General features: G+C 42.9%; 16 protein-coding genes. 8 read left to right on the top strand and 8 right to left on the bottom strand.

The genetic code is table 11. The annotated features are described in order from the left end of the window. The first annotated feature begins 871 nt into the window (after positions 1-871). The 5 genes from CDG77_RS13055 to CDG77_RS13035 all read left to right on the top strand — a co-directional run bounded on the left by CDG77_RS13055 (position 872) and on the right by CDG77_RS13035 (position 6,694). Positions 872-1,153 carry a 4a-hydroxytetrahydrobiopterin dehydratase gene (locus CDG77_RS13055; protein ID WP_094329795.1) on the top strand — a complete coding sequence of 94 codons (282 nt, stop codon included), beginning with the start codon at positions 872-874 and terminating at the stop codon, positions 1,151-1,153. A gap of 656 nt (positions 1,154-1,809) precedes the next feature. Beyond that, a complete protein-coding gene (locus CDG77_RS13050) occupies positions 1,810-3,525 on the top strand; it encodes an iron uptake porin (protein WP_094329794.1) in 1,716 nt (571 codons plus the stop codon). A gap of 498 nt (positions 3,526-4,023) precedes the next feature. Continuing rightward, entirely contained in the window at positions 4,024-4,986 is a 963-nt protein-coding gene (cysK, locus tag CDG77_RS13045; protein WP_094329793.1) for a cysteine synthase A, read from the top strand. A 15-nt stretch (positions 4,987-5,001) separates the two neighbouring features. Continuing rightward, positions 5,002-5,703, top strand: a complete 702-nt coding sequence (locus CDG77_RS13040) for a J domain-containing protein (RefSeq protein WP_094329792.1) — start codon at positions 5,002-5,004, stop codon at positions 5,701-5,703. A 118-nt stretch (positions 5,704-5,821) separates the two neighbouring features. Further along, positions 5,822-6,694, top strand: a complete 873-nt coding sequence (locus CDG77_RS13035; protein ID WP_094329791.1) for a 6-carboxytetrahydropterin synthase — start codon at positions 5,822-5,824, stop codon at positions 6,692-6,694. A gap of 106 nt (positions 6,695-6,800) precedes the next feature. Here CDG77_RS13035 and CDG77_RS13030 read toward each other — a convergent pair whose 3' ends face one another. Genes CDG77_RS13030 through CDG77_RS13020 form a run of 3 tightly spaced genes read right to left on the bottom strand, consistent with a single transcriptional unit; the run spans position 6,801 to position 9,272 of the window. Continuing rightward, entirely contained in the window at positions 6,801-7,358 is a 558-nt protein-coding gene (locus CDG77_RS13030; RefSeq protein ID WP_094329790.1) for a Uma2 family endonuclease, read from the bottom strand. Between the two features lie 32 nt (positions 7,359-7,390). After that, positions 7,391-8,359, bottom strand: a complete 969-nt coding sequence (locus CDG77_RS13025; protein ID WP_094329789.1) for a PrsW family intramembrane metalloprotease — start codon at positions 8,357-8,359, stop codon at positions 7,391-7,393. Then, a complete protein-coding gene (locus CDG77_RS13020; protein WP_094329788.1) occupies positions 8,352-9,272 on the bottom strand; it encodes a class I SAM-dependent methyltransferase in 921 nt (306 codons plus the stop codon). Before CDG77_RS13020 ends, CDG77_RS13025 begins: the two co-directional genes overlap by 8 nt. A gap of 327 nt (positions 9,273-9,599) precedes the next feature. On the opposite strand from CDG77_RS13020, the gene mscL reads away from it, so the two are divergent. Beyond that, positions 9,600-10,022 carry a large conductance mechanosensitive channel protein MscL gene (gene mscL / locus CDG77_RS13015; protein ID WP_094329787.1) on the top strand — a complete coding sequence of 141 codons (423 nt, stop codon included), beginning with the start codon at positions 9,600-9,602 and terminating at the stop codon, positions 10,020-10,022. A 268-nt stretch (positions 10,023-10,290) separates the two neighbouring features. On the opposite strand, the gene CDG77_RS13010 is transcribed toward mscL, so the two are convergent. Continuing rightward, positions 10,291-11,973: a DUF3352 domain-containing protein gene (locus tag CDG77_RS13010; protein ID WP_094329786.1), complete on the bottom strand. Its 1,683-nt coding sequence runs from the start codon at positions 11,971-11,973 to the stop codon at positions 10,291-10,293. Positions 11,974-12,526: 553 nt separating this feature from the next. Between CDG77_RS13010 and CDG77_RS13000 the strand changes: the two genes are divergently transcribed. After that, a complete protein-coding gene (locus tag CDG77_RS13000) occupies positions 12,527-15,121 on the top strand; it encodes a M1 family metallopeptidase (protein WP_094329784.1) in 2,595 nt (864 codons plus the stop codon). Positions 15,122-15,400: 279 nt separating this feature from the next. Here CDG77_RS13000 and CDG77_RS12995 read toward each other — a convergent pair whose 3' ends face one another. After that, entirely contained in the window at positions 15,401-16,243 is an 843-nt protein-coding gene (locus CDG77_RS12995) for a M56 family metallopeptidase (protein ID WP_181154500.1), read from the bottom strand. Further along, a complete protein-coding gene (locus tag CDG77_RS12990) occupies positions 16,243-16,662 on the bottom strand; it encodes a BlaI/MecI/CopY family transcriptional regulator (protein WP_094329782.1) in 420 nt (139 codons plus the stop codon). Before CDG77_RS12990 ends, CDG77_RS12995 begins: the two co-directional genes overlap by 1 nt. Positions 16,663-16,998: 336 nt before the next feature. On the opposite strand from CDG77_RS12990, the gene CDG77_RS12985 reads away from it, so the two are divergent. Beyond that, the gene (locus CDG77_RS12985) at positions 16,999-17,733 is read left to right on the top strand and encodes a 2-phosphosulfolactate phosphatase family protein (RefSeq protein ID WP_094329781.1); all 735 of its coding nucleotides are present in this window, start codon (positions 16,999-17,001) and stop codon (positions 17,731-17,733) included. A gap of 10 nt (positions 17,734-17,743) precedes the next feature. On the opposite strand, the gene rfbD is transcribed toward CDG77_RS12985, so the two are convergent. Next, a complete protein-coding gene (gene rfbD / locus CDG77_RS12980; protein ID WP_094329780.1) occupies positions 17,744-18,664 on the bottom strand; it encodes a dTDP-4-dehydrorhamnose reductase in 921 nt (306 codons plus the stop codon). 36 nt (positions 18,665-18,700) lie between these two features. Then, positions 18,701-19,246 carry a dTDP-4-dehydrorhamnose 3,5-epimerase gene (gene rfbC, locus CDG77_RS12975; protein WP_094329779.1) on the bottom strand — a complete coding sequence of 182 codons (546 nt, stop codon included), beginning with the start codon at positions 19,244-19,246 and terminating at the stop codon, positions 18,701-18,703. Positions 19,247-19,333: the final 87 nt, after the last annotated feature.

Here is a 19,333-nt window from a genome sequence, read left to right as displayed (position 1 = left end):
ATTTTGCTGAACGAGGGTATCCGCGCTTGGATGGCTCCTCAAGATCAACCCCACGAACAATTTGTATTCCCTGAGGAAGTTCTACCTCGCGGTAACGCTCTCTAATATTAAAAGCTGACCATGACTTGAATCAGGACTGTAGTTGCCAAAACTTGACATCAGCCAGATTAAATAATCTTCTTGGGATAAGTCAATAAAGTGTCAACATTCCCCATTCTCCAGTCATCTCCCGCCTTTTGGTGGGAGATTTTTTTATATATGGTTAATATCTCTAAATTTATATGTTATGTTAGATGAAGGTTATAAACCCAGAGTAAAAACTCTGCCCTTTTGAAACTAAGACCGTTTAGGCAATAAGGAGGTGATGCCCATGATAGAAAGTAGTAAAACCATGGGTCATCAGGTTGCAGTTAGCCGGCTGTGTGCCGGGGCTGTTCTCTAAAAGTTAGCCTTAGTCATCTTTGAGATACTAAGTTAGCTCAAGTAGCTAGGCAAGCTCGGAGTTCCTTCCGGCAGTCTGGTTGCAACCTGAAGACCCGCTAGACCGCTCTGATTTAGATCGTCCGATCTAAATCAGAGCGGATAGTTTTTTAAGGGTGACTTTTGAAAACTTAGATAGCGAAACCTGCGGCGGGTAAAGCCAATGCGTTTAAGTTTTCTTAAAAATAAAAATATCTTGCATCAAACCTTGGAATATGACCAGATGTGAGCTAAAGCATTTATTTACCAAGCCTAATTTAAATATATCCACATATATTAAGCATTAGTTTATCTTCATATATATGGATATATGTGGAGAATTAAATTGGATTTTTTCTATTAAATAAATGCAAAACTGAGTGACCATAACATAGCTTAGGAATTTTTTGACATGGCACAACTACTCACTAAAGCAGAAATCCAAGAACAGGCAAAGGTTCTGTCAGGTTGGACTGTTGAAGACTCCAAGTTGCATATTACCCGCACATTCAAGGATTTTATCCAAGCAATTGAGTTTGTCAATAAACTGGTGGAACCTGCTGAGTCAGCAGGACATCATCCAGATATAGAGATTTCCTACAACAAAGTGAAAATTACACTTACGTCACATGATGCAGGTGGGCTAACGCAGACAGACTTTGATGTAGCGCAGGTGATTTCGCAAATTAAATAAGTAATTTCTTCTCACATCTTGCACCAGGAAACTGGAAGTAACCACGACAAAGACAAAAGCCGCCTATCTTTAACTTATGAAGGAAAAGTAGCCCGTAAATTGATTGAGAGTAATGTTACAGGTTTTTCTTTGGAGTATACGGATTTCAAAAACCTTGATTCCTGATTTTATTTTTATTCCAAGAATACCAGGCGAATAGCCGAGCAGAAAGGCTTTGCTACATTTGTACAGCCAAGCTAGTGTATTTTAACTAGTGTGCAATTCCTGCTTGGCTAAGTGTGAGAAGTGATTTTTGCTCACAAACTACTAAGTATCTAGCGCTTTTAGCAATTTAGCCAAGTGAGGAGCAGATTCCCTAAACCCTACTCCCTGCTTAGAGATTTAGATAACCATGTGTGACAGTTATTAAGCCGATCGCTGCAATCTTGCCATCTAGATCAGATGTTTTATAATGTTATGATATAAAGATATGTTTTTGCATAAGTTAATCACATCAGTTTTTAACCCTAAGTTAATCGTTTATTAGCTTTGCAAAAACTAGAATTGTAGTAATGGCAATTATGCCTCATCCATAGGTTTCAATGAGATGTGGCATTTTCGAGAATTAGGTGGAACGAAACCAATTATCTAAACAAGGTGTGAGGAGTAAAGAAAAGATGTCTAATCTCTTATGGAAATCCTTAGTGGTTAGCCCAGCAGTTTTGGGAGCAACATTGTTAGTTTCGACAACAGCGATTGCGGCTCCAAATACAGCCACTGTAGTATCACCAGCTAAACAACCAACTGTAGCTGAGGTTGCCCAACAGCCAGAAATATTGGCTCAAACAACGATAGATCAAGTTAACCGCTACAGCAACGAAGGCAACCAAAATAACTCTCAGTCTCAAGTAACATCGGTTTCTCAATTTTCCGACGTACAACCCACTGACTGGGCATTCCAAGCATTGCAGTCCTTGGTTGAGCGCTATGGTTGTATTGCAGGTTACCCAAATTCTACTTATCGCGGTAATCGTGCTTTGACCCGTTATGAATTTGCTGCTGGTTTGAATGCTTGTTTGGATCGGGTTAACGAATTGATTGCCACAGCAACAGCTGACTTGGTGACTAAACAAGATTTAGCGACCCTACAACGTTTACAAGAAGAATTTTCCGCAGAATTGGCAACTCTACGCGGTCGCGTAGATTCCCTAGAAGCGCGGACTGCTGAATTGGAAGCGAATCAGTTCTCCACCACCACCAAACTAGTCGGTGAAGCCGTTTTTGGTGTTACTGATGTGTTTGGAGGTAGGAATGGTGACAACAATAATACTGTCTTCCAAGATCGGGTACGTTTAGACTTGCAAACCAGCTTCACGGGTAGAGACGTTTTACACACCCGTCTAGCAGCAGGGAATGCACAACCCTTTGCAATAGATGGTATTAATAGTGGTGCTGAAGGTACACAAACATTCCAAGTTGGTAATACTGGTGGCAATGCTGTCACCATAGACCGCTTGACTTATGAAGTTCCCATAGGCCCAGCCAATGTGTACTTGGCGGCCAGTGGTGGACGACACAGCCATTATGCTGCTGTCAACAACCCTTACTTTTTTGATAACACTGATGGCGGTAACGGTGCTTTATCTACCTTTGCTTCTGAAAGTCCCATCTATCGGATTGGTGGCGGTGCAGGTATAGCGCTCAATCTCCCACTTGGTAAAGGTGGCGGTATCTTAGGAAATAGCTCAATCACTGCGGGTTACTTGGCATCTCAAGCTAATAATCCTGGTCTTAGTCAAGGTCTAACCAATGGTGACTATGCCGCTTTAGGACAGTTGAACTTTAGTGTTGGCGATCGCTTGGCTTTAGCTGCTACCTACGTTCACGGATATAGCGCAAGTGGTGCTTTATTCGACTCTGGTTCACAGGGAACAGTTGGAGCTTTTGATGTAGGTACTGGACAAGCTAACTTTTTAGGTAATGGTACAACAAATACTTTAAGCCCATCTTCAAGTAATTCCTACGGTGTGTCGGCTGCCTTTAGACCGAGCGACAAGCTGTCAATTAGTGGCTTCGTTTCTTATCATGATGTCACAGGTGTTGGTGCAGGTGATGATTATGAAGCTTGGAGCTATGGTCTTGGGGTAGCCTTACCTGATTTCGGTAAAAAGGGTAACGTTTTAGGTGTTTTTGCTGGTGCAGAACCCTATTCCTTTAACCGACCAGGTTTTGTTGGTAATAATGTACCATATCACTTTGAAGGTTTCTACAAGTATCGTGTGTCTGATAACATCTCAGTTACCCCTGGTGTAATTTGGTTGACCTCTCCTGGTCAGAGCAGCGCTAACGATGATGCAATTATCGGTACGCTCAGAACAACTTTCACTTTCTAAAGTGTTGACTATCTACTGACAATTTTGAACCTATTCGTCCCCGCCATCAGGCGGGGTTTTTTGTTTTCACTAGCAGCAATAGATAAACTCCAGTAATCAACCGGAGTATACTAGAGAATTAGGAGTTGTCAGTACAGTTAAGATTTTTCAGTTACAGCAATTTTAAATCAAACCCACCACGAAAATAAGTCGGAAAACTAAGCCCCGCATTGGTTTTAGTCTTTTTATCTGTAGCACGTTTGTTGGGAATCTGCTGTAAGAGTTATAAAATATGGCGGGTTTTATATTTAGGAATGGGGGCTGGGGGTTAGGTTTTCAAGATTTTAGTGTTAGCAATAATACGTTTAAAACATCTTATGGGTAATATTCTCATTTATCGCGTCAGTTCACGGTTGTTAGGAAACCCGCCTACCTTGCGGGAAATGCAAAGCCAAACAAAACAGGACTGGACTCATCAATGACAAATGACTCTTGACTAAGTAACTGAGGACTATAATTATGCGAATTGCTTGTAACATTACAGAACTGGTTGGTCGTACACCCTTAGTACAGTTGAACCGCATTCCCCAAACAGAAGGATGTGTTGCGGAAATTGTGGTGAAACTGGAAAGTATGAACCCATCGGCATCGGTCAAAGACCGGATTGGGGTCAGCATGATTAACGCCGCCGAAGAGGAGGGGCTGATTACTCCTGGGAAGACAATATTGGTAGAACCTACTTCTGGAAACACAGGAATTGCTCTAGCAATGGCGGCAGCAGCTAAGGGTTATCGCTTAATTTTGACAATGCCAGAGACAATGAGTGGGGAGCGTCGGGCAATGTTGCGGGCTTATGGAGCAGAACTGGAACTAACGCCAGCTATGGAAGGTATGAGTGGGGCAATTGTACGATCGCAACAAATAGTTAATAGTACGCCAAATACCTATATGTTGCAGCAGTTCCGCAATCCAGCCAATTCAAAAGTGCATCGGGAAACTACAGCCCTAGAAATCTGGGAAGATACTGATGGACAAGTAGATATAATCGTAGCTGGGGTAGGTACTGGTGGTACGATCGCTGGTGTAGCAGAAGTGATTAAAGCACGCAAACCTAGCTCTAAAGCGATCGCTGTTGAACCAGCCAATAGCCCAGTTTTATCTGGAGGACGACCAGGACCACACAAAATTCAAGGAATTGGCGCTGGGTTTATTCCCCAAATACTCAAGCTAAAATTGATAGATGAAGTGATTACCGTCACCGATGAAGAAGCGATCGCCTATAGTCGGCGTTTGGCAAAAGAAGAAGGGCTACTATCTGGTATTTCCAGTGGGGCCGCTTTATATGCAGCAATTCGCGTTGCTCAACGTCAAGAAAACAAAGGGCGTTTAATTGTGATGATTCAGCCCAGCTTTGGTGAGAGGTATTTGAGTACACCGTTGTTCCAAGACCTGGAAACAAGGTTAGCCGCTAGCATCAGCTAACGATACATTGAATTAATGGTCAATTCTAAACAAGTTTCTAACCATTACGAAACTCTCAAAATTAGTCCAAGTGCAAGCCTTGCGGAGATTAAGCAAGCTTATCGCCGCTTGGTTAAGTTATTTCATCCTGACACTAATCAAGAAACAGCCGATCGCGATCAGATTATTCGCATTAATGCAGCTTATGAAGTCTTAGGCGACAATCATAATCGCCGCAATTATGACCAACAACTGCAAAATGATTCTCAAAAATTAAATAGCGATCGCCAACAGCGTACAGCATCAGCCCAAAATCATTACCAGACAAGACGAAAAACTGGACGGGATGTTGACGAGCAAGTTGAAGAATGGCTGCGTCGAGTTTATCAACCAGTCAATCATCTGCTTTCTAGTATTCTCTATTCTCTAGAGGAGCAAATAGAGCAATTAGCTGCCGATCCTTTTGATGATGAATTGTTAGATGAATTTCAGGAATACTTACAAGCCTGTCGAGATGACCTCAAGCAGGCACAAATTATTTTTCGATCTCTGCCGAATCCCTCTAATTTAGCAGGGACTGCGGCTAACCTCTATTACAGCCTTAATCAAGTATCAGATGGACTTGATGAGTTTGCTTATTTTCCTTTGAGCTACGATGAGCGTTATTTACACACAGGTCAAGAATTATTCCGCATAGCTACAAGATTACAATGTGAAGCGCAAGCGTCTGTTATGTAGTTATTGGGCATTGGGCATTGGGCATGGACAAATAACTAATGACTACTGACAAAGAAATTAGTTTATGCTGGAAACAGAAAAAGATTAAGAAATTTTAAATTCTGCTCATAGTGTACTCATGCAATGTATTGTTAATCGCCGCGCCCAGTTTTCGGCAAGTCATCGCTATTGGTTGCCAGAACTGAGTGAAGCCGAGAATATTGAAAAATTTGGTGCTGGTTCTAGATTTCCTGGACACGGACATAACTATGTCTTATTTATCTCCCTTGCCGGGGAATTGGATGAATATGGTATGGTACTGAACTTGTCTGATGTGAAACACGTAATCAAACGGGAAGTTACCAATCAATTGGATTTCTCTTATATCAACGATGTCTGGGCAGAATTTCAGGAAACTTTACCCACCACTGAGAATATTGCACGGATTATTTGGCAACGACTAGCACCGCACTTGCCTTTAGTCCGCGTGCAGTTATTTGAACATCCTGAACTTTGGGCAGATTATATGGGAAACGCAATGGAAGCATACCTCACTATCAGTACTCACTTTAGCGCCGCCCATCGGCTAGCTCATCCTAATCTCAGTAACGAAGAAAATACTGAGATTTATGGTAAATGCGCCCGTCCCCACGGTCACGGACACAACTATCATCTAGAAGTCACCGTCAAAGGTGAAATTGACCCACGCACCGGCATGATTGTCGATTTAGGGGGTTTGAATCAAGTGGTAGAAGATTATGTAGTCGAACCATTCGATCACACCTTTTTAAATAAGGACATTCCTTATTTTGCCGAAATTGTACCTACTGCTGAGAATATCGCACTTTACATTACTAATTTACTGCGATCGCCAATTCTTGAATTGGGAGCTAAACTTTACAAAGTGAAACTGATTGAAAGTCCTAATAATTCTTGCGAAATCTACTGCACAGAGTCTGAATCAGATTCAGTCAGTGCATCCCTGAATCAGCCCGTGTTAGCACGGGTTTAGCTGTATGGGCTGGGGAAATGAGGGAAATGAGGGAGATGAGGGAGATGAGGGAGGAAATAACCAATTCCCAATTCCCAATTCCCAATTCCCAATGCCCAATTCCCAGTTAGAAAAGTTTACTCACTAAGCAGGTGAAACCTGGTAGTAAAGGACTTGTCAATTCATCTTGACTAAATAAAGTAACTGCTAACTTTAATGCAGCTTGCTCACGACGATAAACTTCAACTTTCTTTTGTATAGAATCGCAAATCCAATATTCCTGAACCCCTTGTACCGAGTACAGCTTTAGCTTTGTTTCTCTGTCGCGTTTTTCGTTTTTTTCGCCGGGTGAGAGAACTTCTACTACTAACTCTGGTGCGCCTGTGAGGTGTCCAGCTTCATTTAGTAAGTGTTTTAAACGTTCATGACTTGCCCATACCACATCAGGGATCACATTGTCAGAATCTGAGAAAATAATTCCAGGTGCGATCGCAGCTTTACCTAAACCAGTTTCATCTGACCAAATCTTAAGAACTGTACCAATATTGACACAACTTGATTGATGATCCCAGTGAGGTGCTTTAGTCACAAATAGTTCTCCATCAATAATCTCATAGCGATTTCTGCGATCGCTAGCGAAGAACTCTAGATCGGCAGTCGTCCAACGCACTGGAGTTGTTTGCATAGAAACCCCCTAGCATTTTCTTAAATCATATTTTAAAAATACCGACGGCGGGCGGAATGTCGCAAATAGCGATAAATGCCCCAAGCTAAAACTCCAAAAAAGAGATTTAGCAAAAAGCGACTAAATATAAACCACAAAATATCACTGTCAAAAAGCTTTGACGGACTCAAAGGACTAATTTTATTGGCTAAGAGAAACAGCCCAAAAATAGCATTTCCACCCAGCACGAGGGCAAAAAGCGCTAAACTTCTTTGCCAGTAACGGCGCTGGGGCGATCGTTCTGAAATCAGGGTAATTAATGGTTTACCTTGCACTTTTCGCAGCAATTGTTCTAGTCGCCAAAACATCCATAATAGAAACGGAAATAAACCATAAGGAAGGAAACATAGCGCTAGTGAGTAACCGCAAGCAATAGATAGAATATTAACTAGGGCATGACAGATTACAGAATTCAGCCAAGCCGTAAAAATTAACTTCCTGTCTTGATTTAACCGATTTTTAGACGAAATATACATTGCCAAGGCATATCCCCAAGGTGCAGAGAACATGGCATGGACTGGCGTGCTGATAGTACGGCCAGGAATTGATGCTGTATCGTTAAAAAGGTAAATCCAGTTCTCTTCGGCAGTGAATCCAAGGGCAACGGCTATAGTGAAGAGGAAAACAGTTGAGGGAAGTAATCGATACGTCCGTTGAAGATAGTAGGTTGGCACAACAACCCCTGCTAACTTGCAACCTTCTTCAATTAAACCTACTTCCACAAGCTGCCGCAAAACTGCACCAGGAAGCGATCGCTCGATCCGTTCCCAGTCTACAACCCAATTGGCTACAGTTTCAAAATTCGATTCGAGTCTAAGGGCTAAAAGACCAGATATTGCCCCGATGCTAAAGAACATCAGTAACTTTAACAGAGGTGGGGCAAATGGGACTCGATAGTAGTAGTAGCCTAGCAGCAGCAAAGGTGGTATTACTGCCCACAGCAGTAAAGAAAAATCAACCACTCACCTGAGCAATTACTGTGCGGTGACGGTGGGTATTGTTAGCGAACGTGGGAGTTTGGAAACCTGCCTCAACAATAGCTTGCTCAATGTCCAAAGCAAAATATTCATCTAAATACGGCTCAGTACTTTTGAGCAACGTCAAAATGTAGGCTGGCATTTTCTGGTAAACTTCGGACTTAGGATTCATGTCCATGATTGCCAAGTAGCCACCTGGACGCAGCACGCGCCGCATTTCAGCAAAAATCTGTCGGGTTGCTGACTGGGGTAACTCGTGACACATCAGGAAAATTGAGACTAAATCAAATGAAGCATCTGGTAGCCCAGTAGATTCAGCTTGGGCATGAAGCCAATTAATTTTAGCTTGACGTTGTTGGGCGCGGTAATTGGCAACAGCTAAGAAGTAGGGAGATAAGTCCAAGCCTGTGATTTGGGAATGGGGATAAATTTCCTGCAGGGAAAAGGTACTCAAACCTACAGCACACGCCAAGTCTAAAATGTCTTGGGGTTGATTGGGGATTTGGCTTTTTAGGATATCGTGGTAACTTTGGCGCAGTTTAGCATCTCCTTCCGCTCCAGCATCCTGCCAAATTCCAGCATGGACGGTACGAGCAGCAACTTCTAGCTCCCAAGCAGCTTTCCAACTGAGGTCTCCGTCTTCGTAGGCATGGAATGGCCGCAAATAGTATTCTGGGTAGGAAAGCTCAGGATTTTGTACCTGAGCTAGATCGGCCTTCCAATCACGCGCCTGTAGTGTCTCGACTTCTTGCGTCCAAGGTACGCCAATTTTCTCAGCACGTTTAATCATCATTTGACGGGCTTGATGTTTGGCTAGGTTGGCTAAAGGCTTGATTGCCAGTACGCCATTTACCAAGCGGGAAGCGAAGCCAGGAGTATTTTTTACAGCAGCAGTCATAAATCAGTTTGCATTTAACAGCCTTTTCTACTTATGACATACTTGCTGGACGGCAGTCTAGAAATGAATTGAATTTTATAACGGCAGTTTGCCTCCTGTCGCTTGCTCTAAGCAACAAAAAATATTATAGAAGGTGGACATTTGGAGAGCAGCAAAGTTCTGAGAAGATGTGAATTATGCTAGTTTGCATTTTATATTTATCAGAGAATTTTATTCAAGACTGGTAAAATTTTGATACCGAGCAACATTTTTCTCAAGAGGGATAGTACAAAGCTAAGTGCCATTTATAAGGAAAATTACAGTAAGTTAAGCTTATTGGAGTCAAATATGGCGAGATCAAGAAGAAGAGCAAGTGGCTTTTTAAAAGATTTTCAAGAATTTGCCCTTAAAGGCAATATAGTTGACTTGGCGATCGCCGTCATCATTGGTGGTGCTTTTGGTAAGATTGTCACTTCCTTTGTTGAAGATGTAATCATGCCATTGATTAATCCCTTGGTTAGTTTTGCTGGCAAAGACTGGAGAACAATCGCCATTGGGCCGGGAATCAAGATTGGTCACTTTCTTGGCGCAATAGTTGACTTTGTAATCGTTGCCTTAGTTTTATTTGTAGCAATTCGAGCCTTACAAAAATTCAAGAGACAAGAAGAAGTCGCCGATGAACCCCTAGCAGACGCTAACCTTGTAGCTCAGGAAAGATTGACTGGAGCTTTAGATCGGCTGAACCAAACCTTGGAATCTCGCAATAATTAAGTTTTGTGAGTAGAGGTGAGAGTGGGAGGATGAGAGAGCAGAAAAACAGGGGACTAAGAATTTTAGATTTTGGATTTTTGATTGAAATTTAATCCAAAAGACGCTCTCTAAGAGATGCTGGACGTACCTTGCTTTTCTGTGAGATGTACGCAGAGTTGCTCTAAGCCAGGCTATGCCGTTGGCAAAGCCTCTCATAGAGAAGGCTTTAGGCTACGCTATCGTCTCGTCAATCCAAAATCTAAAATTGAATTGTCCCATACTCAATCCCCTATTTTGCAGTTTTAGGCTTGAGAGCTAACAACATCTCTAATTCACTAGTGGATTTATCGGGGCTATTAGCGGTAAAACCAAGACCACGAATGGAGTTGAGGATGGTAACGGTATTGGGATCGGATGAAACTAAACTATTGATCGAGGGCACAGTTTTAGTTTTATCCATATCCAGATAGAAATAGCCGCCGTTGGGTTTGTGCAAAGAACCAGTAACGGCTTTGAAAGCGTCGCTATTATCGAGAGATGAATTTTTGCGATCGCTAATCGCATCTGCAACTGGGCCACCAAGAGCCACAAATACAGTGTCTCCATCCAGCCAACCATGCGCCAATAAAGTTCCCTGTTTGGGGATTTGCCATTCAGTTACGTCTTTACCACCGACATTTCTATTGGCGATGTTGATTTGTTGAGTTTTGGCGAGAGTATCCAATTTTGTCAAGGTGGCTTCGGCCGTTTTGCGATCGCTAGTGTCAAATACTAAAGCACCTCCAAAACCAACACTGGCTAATACTCCTTGATTCGATGGAACCGCACCAAAGGCAAATTCCCCATTCATCCAGCCAAAAATATCCTTATCCAGGTCAATATTGACAAATTTCAGTTGTCCGCGTGCTTGTTCCAAGGCTTGCTTCATTTCTGGATAATCTTTTGACTGTTCTACTAAGGTTTCCCAGCCACGACTGATGCCATTTCCGCTAATTAGAGCAAAGGTATCAACAGGAAATTGCCCGACTATATTTCCCGGACTTGATTGATACTGAAATTTATTGAGTTGCGGATCTAAATTAGCGATCGCTTTTACCCGCACTCCCGCATCATCAACACCAACACCCGCCACCACAGATTTTATCAGTTTCAGTTGCGCCAGGGCTTGTGGAGGTAACTGCTTTGCCTGCGGACTTCCGGCAGCTAATTGCTGTACCATACCTGCATAGTCTGGTACATAAATTTGAGCAAGGCTGTTTTTAACATCCACTCCTTTACTGAGAATGCTGCTTGCACCTTCTTTACTCGCAAAAGAAGACTGTCCCTTAAAAGTGTCAATTGCTTTTTCTACAGCTTGCTTTTCGGGGGCTAATACCAAGTAACTATTATTTAAAACTACGCTATATGTCGGCTTACCCTTTTCTGTAGTTTCGATAATTTTTTGACCTTGATAGTCAGATTCCTGGAATTTCCCACCTTTTTGTGACTTCAATTTGTTAGCAAAATTCAAAGCACTGAGTTTATCCTTGATTCCCACCACTATCAGGATATTTGATTCCTGCTGTAAATTTGTTGGTACATTCGGTGTCCCAGAAGGCACTTTGAACTGTGCCGGTTTCACAGAATTTGGTGGGAGTACAGCAATCATCACACCACCAACCCAAGGCTTTATGTCTTTTTCATAAGAAACGTTCCCGTCACTGAACATTTGCTTATTGAAATCTTCTAGACCTTTTGCAACTAACTTTTGTGCTTCTGGAGTGCCAAACTGCTGTAACTTTGCCCAAGCTTGAGGATCGGTAGTAATATAAGTTGCCATCAATGCTGTTGAAGGTACTAATTTCGCACTACCGAGAGCATCTGAGCTACCTCCTGATGGGCCTTTAAAATACATGTAAGCCGCTATACTTCCTACTACAACTACAGCAGCACCAATAGCAGGAATGAAAAACTTTGATTTACTTTCGGGCATTTTGTTATCCTCTTTTGCTCAGATTGTCACCGAGATTTATACAAGTGTCATTGTAGAGTTTTCGGATTTATTAATAATTTCCGCTCATCGATCGGTATTTACTGATAAAATTAGTAGTCCTATAAGCTAAAAATCTAAAATAATTACCCTAAAAAAGACTTCAAGGGGATGAAGAGCGAATCCGCAAATGATATGCTGTTCGTTTAAAAGAAAATAGCCTACTTAACAGCAACAAGCTATCCTAAGTTATAAGAATAATTAGGAGTATTTGTACTTAATATGAATCTACCGAGGTGCAAGAGACACTTGACTCGATAACAAAAAAGTGCAAAACATCAGGAAAAGTAAATGCGGGAGGGATATGGAAAAAAGTCCCAGGATCGGCTGCCGATCTTCGGGAATTTGGGTGAGATTAATTTCAATCCCCCAATCCCCAAGGGGAATCTTAACCCCCATACAGCCCTATTGGTTTGGGAAATCCAGACACCGCTATTTTGCTTAATTAAATCTAGCCAAGCCAGACTTTTCAGGATTACAAGGTCAGTAAGGATCAATGTCGAAGTCTTATTTTGATACAGATAATAACGGACACAAACCTTTTGAGTTACCGGGAGCAAGACCACACTACAACCCCGATCGCCCCGGACAAGTGGAGCATATTTTTCTCGATCTCAGCTTGGATATCCCCAAGCAAAGCTATCAGGGCAGTTGTAGCATTCGCCTCTTGCCAATCCGTAATGGCATTGATCGTTTGACTTTGGATGCTGTCAACCTGAATATCGAGTCTGTGCAGGTGGACGATGTGCCACAAACTTTTGACTACGACGGCGAACAGCTTTTTATCCAACTTGCTGAGGCGACTCAGATTGGTAAACGCTTACTGATTGCGATCGCCTACTCGGTGACAAAACCGCAACGGGGTATTTATTTTATCCAACCAGACAAGCACTATCCAAACAAGCCCACTCAAGTTTGGACTCAGGGAGAAGACGAAGACTCTCGCTTTTGGTTCCCCTGCTTTGACTATCCAGGACAATTGTCTACTTCCGAAATTCGCGTTCGTGTTCCCAACCCTCTCGTGGCGATTTCTAACGGCGAACTGATTGACACAACAGAAGATGGTGATTACAAAATCTACCATTGGTCACAGCAACAAGTTCATCCTACCTACTTGATGACTTTGGCGGTCGGTGACTTTGCCGAAATTCGGGATGAGTGGATGGGTAAACCAGTCACCTACTATGTAGAAAAGGGACGGGAGGAAGATGCTAAACGCAGCATGGGCAAAACTCCCCGGATGATCGAATTTTTGAGCCAAAAGTATGGTTATCCATATCCTTTCCCGAAATATGCCCAAGTTTGTGTTGATGACTTCATCTTTGGCGGGATGGAAAATACCTCCACAACCTTATTAACAGATAGATGTTTGCTGGATGAACGCGCCGCTTTAGATAACCGCAACACCGAAAGTTTAGTTGTCCACGAACTCGCGCACCAGTGGTTTGGCGATCTGGTGGTGATTAAGCATTGGTCTCATGCTTGGATTAAGGAAGGAATGGCTTCCTATTCTGAGGTGATGTGGACAGAACAGGAATATAGTCTAGAAGAAGCAGCTTACTATCGTTTATTAGAGGCTCGTCGTTACATTAATGAAGATAGTAGCCGCTATCGTCGCCCGATGGTAACGCATGTTTACCGCGAAGCTATTGAACTTTACGATCGCCACATCTACGAAAAAGGGTCTTGTGTGTATCACATGATTCGATCCCAATTGGGAGATGAATTATTTTGGCAGGCTATTCAAACATTTGTCCAAGATAATGCCCACAAAACTGTAGAAACAATAGATTTACTCAGGGCCATTGAAAAAGCTACCGGACATAATCTTTTGTTCCTTTTTGACCAATATGTTTATCGTGGTGGTCATCCCGATTTTAAGGTAGCTTACTCTTGGGATGGGGATGCTAATTTGGCAAAAATTACAGTCACTCAAACCCAAGCTGCTGAAGGTAAAAATGGTAGTAAGGATTTGTTTGATTTAAAAATACCTGTTGGTTTTGGCTATAGCCAACAAGAAGCCACTAACTCGCAACTCAAAATTTTTGTAGTGCGGGTAAATGAACGAGAACAAAGCTTCTATTTTCCCTTAGAAAATAAGCCCCAATTTATCAGCTTTGATGTTGAGAATAATTACCTGAAAACTGTAGCTTTAGAGTATCCTATCGCAGAGTTAAAAGCACAGCTAGAATCTGACCCCAACCCGATTTCGCGCATCTATGCAGCAGAAGCTTTGGCGAAAAAAGGCGGGTTAGAAGCGACAAAAGCACTATCTGCGGCGCTCAAAAATGACCCATTGTGGGGTGTGCGGGTGGAAGTAGCGAAGCAATTAGCCAAAATTAATTTAGACCAAGCTTTTGATGGCTTGATTCTGGGATTAAAAGATAAAAATGCTTACGTGCGACGATCTGTAGTGGAAGCACTTGCTCAAATCAAAACTACTGAAAGCTATAAAGTTGTGAAAGGGTTGTTACAAAAGGGCGATCCTAGCTACTACGTAGAAGCAACAGCCTCTCGTGTGATTGGCGCGATCGCCTCTGCAAACTTGGAAGAAAAACCCAAGGAAGACAAGGTATTAAAGCAACTCAAAGGCATTTTAGAAGAAAAGGCGGGTTGGAATGAAGTAGTGCGGAGTGGTGCGATCGCTGGTTTAGCTGAATTCAAAACCTCGGAAGCAGCTTTAAATCTACTAATCGAATACACCAAAATCGGCGTACCACAACCTCTACGTTTAGCCACAATTCGCGCTTTAGGAAAGATTTCTGTCGGTCAAAGTCCGGTTAATTTGGAACGGATTTTAGAAAAATTAGCAGAACTTGCCAAAGAAACCTTCTTTTTAACGCAAGTGGCGGTAGCCGCAGCTTTAGGACAAATGGAAACACCCAAAGCTGTGGGGATTTTGCGATCGCTAGCTGAACAAACAGCCGATGGGCGTGTCCGTCGCTCTGCTGAAGAAGAAATTTCCAAGGTGCAACAGAACATCGGTTCAGAAAAAACCCTGCGTCAATTGCGTGAAGATTTCGACCAACTCAAGCAACAAAATCAGGAATTGAGAAGCCGTTTAGAAAACTTGGAGGCCAAATCTAAATAGCACAACGCGATCGTTAAAAGTTGGTAAGGGACTTCCAAAAAATAAAATATACAGTAGGGTGTGTTAGGCGAAAGCCGTAACGCACCGAGATATCTGGCGGTGCGTTACGCTGTCGCTAACGCACCCTACAAAATTGGATATTTTTTTAATTGGAAGTCCCTAATTGGTAATTGTGGTAAAACCACTACCAATTGCCGAAATTGTACTTAACACTGTAATTTTTATTATTATTTTTCTTAAAATCGCGACTTCGTGCTATTATGTGCTATTAAATTCCACTTAGCTATGAAATATCACAGCTACTAGAGGCAATAACGCCAAAAGAAAACCATGCCAGGACTGCAATTGAGGTTCTTGGATCGGTTCTGGTGGCGCTAATAGGGCTTCGATTCTCTGTTCTAAGCGATCGCCGACACCAGAGGAACCCAATGCAGCACAGCAGATTTCCGATAATACTGGGCTGGTACTAACTACTAATAACAGTGATTCTGCTAACACCAGAGGGTCTACCTGCAATGCTGCATAACCATCGGCACGGAGTTCGCGCAAAGCTAACAGTTCTTCCCACAAAAGCTCTGTATTTGGCAACCAAGCGGTGCAGGAACGCACCCAGCCCAGCCAAAAAAACCAGAATGTATCCTTATAATAATGATGCCCTTGCTCGTGGGCTAAGACGCTTTCTAAATGATCTGATGAGAGAGTTTGCAGTAATCCTTGGCTAACTACCAGTTCTGGTTGCCAAAAACCAATTTGACCCGCAAACAACGCCCCCGTTTGCAGTAACCTGGCTCGTTTATCCCCCAAATTTACCAGAGGACAGTTACGAGCAGATTCCACAGACTGCCAACCCTGAAAGGCAAGTTTAATACATGAAATAGCAAAAAATGCCAAATAAATCAACGCTACTACATAGCTGACTGAGCCTGTATACATTCCGCCCATTTGTCCTTGAGGCCCCATGAACAGCACAGCGATCGCAGTCATGAAAATTAGCAAAGGCGGGAAGAGGAATAAAAATAGCGATCGCTGCCACCGCAGATTCCAATTGCCTTGGGGTTGATTCCAAGAGGATCTTAAGCACCAGGCAACTGCCAAAGCAATCAAAATCATTATGAGATGCATCATTTTTCCTCCCTGGCTTGGCGTGCTGATTGAATGCGTTTGGCGATCGCTGCTATTTGCTCGCTAGCTGCTTCATCTAGGCTATCAGCAAAAGCAGCAACAACATCGGGGTTCCCCACCGCTAGAAATCGCTGTAACTGCTCGTGAGCTTTGATAACATCTGATTGCTGCTTACTCAGCATTGGCCGCCAATAAAATGCCCGCTCTTTTTTATCGCAGGCTAACCAACCTTTATCAGTGAGGCGACGTAAGACGGTGGTGACAGAAGTATACGCTAATTCGCGGTTGGGATCGGTCAAAATGCGATCGTGTACATCCTTGACTGTGGCTGAACCCAGTTCCCAGATGATATTTAAAATTTCCGCTTCCAACGGGCCTAAAGATAATTGTTTAGGGCGGTAATCGGGTAAAGGTGCCATAGCGATTTCGATTTGAGGTTTTGGATAAGCGGAGTGGAAGTGAAAATTTCGGTTTTTGTTTGGCAAGGTTAGTCAGTATGCGTAGTGGTGCTAACCTGGAATACCAAATATAGCTTTAAGATATCTGTTCTTGTTTTAGATTACAGGATAATGCCGCAAGTCTAAAAGTCTATAAGCATAAAAATGGACTTTTTAAGTATTTATGTATTGAATAGGTTACATAATGCATTCTGATGCTAAAAAAATCTCTGGGAGTAATTGTAACTATAGTTAGTGACACCAACTAGGTAGAATGTTATTTTGCGGCAGTAGTATTAAAGCAGGTGTATCCAGCGCGTGAAGCTATTCGTATACCACACTCCTGAATTGACTCCAACAGGTAAAGCGCCAGAATGTGCGATCGCAGTCGATGTCTTGCGAGCCACTAGCACAATAGCGACAGTTTTGGCAGCTGGAGGCGAAGCTGTACAAGTATTCAGCGATTTAGATCGGTTAATTGAAGTTAGTGAAAAATGGCCATCTGAAAAACGGCTGCGGGCTGGAGAACGCGGCGGCGCGAAAGTACCTGGCTTTGAGTTGGGGAACTCTCCCCTCGACTGCACACCAGAATTAGTCCAGGGGCGGCGGTTGTTTATCAGTACCACCAATGGCACTCGTGCCTTACAACGGGTACAAGACTCCCCAAATCTCTTAGCAGCAGCCTTAATTAACCGGGCGGCTGTGGTGCAATTTGTTATAGAGAAGCAACCAGAGACAGTGTGGATTGTCGGTTCCGGTTGGGAAGGTAGTTTTTCTTTAGAGGATACAGTTTGTGCAGGTGCGATCGCGCATAGTATTTTGCAGCAAACCCAGTTTTCACCAGAAGAACTCGCTGGGAATGATGAAGTAATTAGTGCGATCGCTCTTTATTCTCAATGGCAAGATAACTTATTAGGATTATTCCACCAAGCTAGTCACGGTCAACGATTGTTACGCCTTGACTGTCTAGATGATTTAAAATATTGTTCCCAAACTGATATTTTAGATGTCTTGCCCATACAACATGAGACGGGAGTATTAAAAAGGGGATAGGGACTGGGGATTAAGGAAGAGTTTTCCCAATCCCCAATCCCCAATCCCCAGTACCCAATACCCAATCTCGAAGCATTTGCCGAAGTCTTTGTCGCCAATGAGGTGGATAAGTCTCTAAAATTGCGGCAATTTTTCCACAAGCAAGCACAGAATAGGCTGGGCGACGGGCTGGTGTGGGATATTCGGCAGTTGTAATGGGGACAATACGTTCAAGTTTCAAAGGGAAACCTAGCTGTTGGGCTTCTTCAAAAATGGCAACGGCGAAGTCGTACCAGCTAGCAACGCCGCTATTCGTGTAGTGATAAGTGCCGCTAATTTCTGGGGCTAACTGGAGAGTCGTTTGGGCGATGACTGCGGCTATATCTTGCGCCCAAGTTGGGCTACCAATTTGATCGGCGACAACACGGATTTCTTGGCGTTCTGCACCTAATCGCAGCATGGTTTTGACAAAGTTACTTTTGCCAAAGGTTCCATAAACCCAAGCAGTACGGAGGATGAGGTGATGGGCGCAAGTTTCCCGAATTGCTTCTTCTCCAGCAAGTTTGGTTTTACCGTAAACACTCAAGGGATTAGTTACATCGGTTTCCTGATAAGGGCGATACCCATTACCATCAAAAACATAATCGGTCGAAATATGAATCAGAAAAGCTCCTAATTTTTGGCTTTCTTGGGCAATAATTAGGGGTGCGATCGCATTAATAGCGTTTGCAACTTCAGGTTCGCTTTCTGCTTTGTCTACAGCAGTGTAAGCAGCAGCATTAATGATGATTTGCGGCTGCTTTGCTCTGATAAAGTTGCGGAGAGTATCGGGTTGGGCAAGGTCTACTGTTGGACGGATTACTGAGATAATATCGCCATAGCTTGGGAGGATTTGTTCTAATTCCTTACCTACTTGACCGTTGCTACCAATCAGCAAAATTGATTTACTCATCCTAATTAGTTCTCGAATCTAACGCAATCATCAAGCCTAATTAAATACTTCCGCAGTTCTCAAAGATTTACCCGCTTGGTCTTTAGCTGATAAAATCGGTGTAGCACTCACGGGCCAATCTATCGCTAAATCTGGATCGTTCCATAAGATGGTGCGATCGCCTTGGGGCGCGTAGTAATCTGTAGCTTTGTAGAGAACTTCGGCTATTTCTGAAAGCACGAGAAAGCCGTGAGCAAAGCCTGGTGGTATCCACAGTAGGCGTTTGTTCTCAGCACTGAGTTCATAACCTACCCACTTTCCAAAAGTAGTCGAACTTTTTCTGATATCTACGGCTACGTCAAAGATAGTGCCAACAATAGCCCGGACAAGTTTACCTTGGGGTTGGTGAATTTGGTAGTGCAATCCCCGCAAAACGTTTTGTTTAGAGCAAGAGTGGTTATCTTGGACGAAGTTGGTAACAATACCAGTCTCTTGGGCAAATTTGCGATCGTTGTAGGCTTCAAAAAAGAACCCGCGATCGTCCGCAAATACTTGGGGTTCGAGTTGTATAACTTCAGGAATTTTGGTACGTACAATGCTCATTAATATTATTTCGAGTAACCCACCACAGTATTAATTGTGAGAGTAATTTAATGCTTGTATTTTACAGCTAGCAGGTAACACTTCGAC

Source organism: Nostoc sp. 'Peltigera membranacea cyanobiont' 213 (genome assembly GCF_002245975.1).
Classification (GTDB): domain Bacteria; phylum Cyanobacteriota; class Cyanobacteriia; order Cyanobacteriales; family Nostocaceae; genus Nostoc.
This window is presented reverse-complemented; position numbering and strand designations above follow the sequence as displayed.

Excerpts from the sequence above, each read along its gene's own strand:
- CDG77_RS13055 (WP_094329795.1), top strand. The coding sequence starts at position 872 with ATGGCACAACTACTCACTAAAGCAGAAATCCAAGAACAGGCAAAGGTT.
- CDG77_RS13050 (WP_094329794.1), top strand. The coding sequence starts at position 1,810 with ATGTCTAATCTCTTATGGAAATCCTTAGTGGTTAGCCCAGCAGTTTTG.
- cysK (WP_094329793.1), top strand. The coding sequence starts at position 4,024 with ATGCGAATTGCTTGTAACATTACAGAACTGGTTGGTCGTACACCCTTA.
- CDG77_RS13040 (WP_094329792.1), top strand. The coding sequence starts at position 5,002 with ATGGTCAATTCTAAACAAGTTTCTAACCATTACGAAACTCTCAAAATT.
- CDG77_RS13035 (WP_094329791.1), top strand. The coding sequence starts at position 5,822 with ATGCAATGTATTGTTAATCGCCGCGCCCAGTTTTCGGCAAGTCATCGC.
- CDG77_RS13030 (WP_094329790.1), bottom strand. The coding sequence starts at position 7,358 with ATGCAAACAACTCCAGTGCGTTGGACGACTGCCGATCTAGAGTTCTTC.
- CDG77_RS13020 (WP_094329788.1), bottom strand. The coding sequence starts at position 9,272 with ATGACTGCTGCTGTAAAAAATACTCCTGGCTTCGCTTCCCGCTTGGTA.
- mscL (WP_094329787.1), top strand. The coding sequence starts at position 9,600 with ATGGCGAGATCAAGAAGAAGAGCAAGTGGCTTTTTAAAAGATTTTCAA.
- CDG77_RS13010 (WP_094329786.1), bottom strand. The coding sequence starts at position 11,973 with ATGCCCGAAAGTAAATCAAAGTTTTTCATTCCTGCTATTGGTGCTGCT.
- CDG77_RS13000 (WP_094329784.1), top strand. The coding sequence starts at position 12,527 with ATGTCGAAGTCTTATTTTGATACAGATAATAACGGACACAAACCTTTT.
- CDG77_RS12995 (WP_181154500.1), bottom strand. The coding sequence starts at position 16,243 with ATGCATCTCATAATGATTTTGATTGCTTTGGCAGTTGCCTGGTGCTTA.
- CDG77_RS12990 (WP_094329782.1), bottom strand. The coding sequence starts at position 16,662 with ATGGCACCTTTACCCGATTACCGCCCTAAACAATTATCTTTAGGCCCG.
- rfbD (WP_094329780.1), bottom strand. The coding sequence starts at position 18,664 with ATGAGTAAATCAATTTTGCTGATTGGTAGCAACGGTCAAGTAGGTAAG.
- rfbC (WP_094329779.1), bottom strand. The coding sequence starts at position 19,246 with ATGAGCATTGTACGTACCAAAATTCCTGAAGTTATACAACTCGAACCC.